Source organism: Photobacterium alginatilyticum, from assembly GCF_009910675.1.
Lineage (GTDB): Bacteria > Pseudomonadota > Gammaproteobacteria > Enterobacterales > Vibrionaceae > Photobacterium > Photobacterium alginatilyticum.
In genome coordinates, this window is record NZ_RSEJ01000433.1 from 1 (window position 1) to 307 (window position 307).

The following is a 307-nucleotide window of genomic DNA, read 5'->3' on the forward strand; positions in this document are numbered from 1 at the left end:
CCTGTCTGAACATGGGGGGACCATCCTCCAAGGCTAAATACTCCTGACTGACCGATAGTGAACCAGTACCGTGAGGGAAAGGCGAAAAGAACCCCTGTGAGGGGAGTGAAATAGAACCTGAAACCGTGTACGTACAAGCAGTAGGAGCACCTTCGTGGTGTGACTGCGTACCTTTTGTATAATGGGTCAGCGACTTAATTTTAGTAGCAAGGTTAACCGTATAGGGGAGCCGTAGGGAAACCGAGTCTTAACTGGGCGTACAGTTGCTAGGATTAGACCCGAAACCAGGTGATCTAGCCATGGGCAG

The 307-nt window shown here is 50.5% G+C and carries 1 rRNA gene; it reads left to right on the forward strand.

Annotated features, from left to right (window positions below):
* Positions 1-307 (forward strand): 23S ribosomal RNA (locus tag EIZ48_RS29000); the annotation flags it as partial.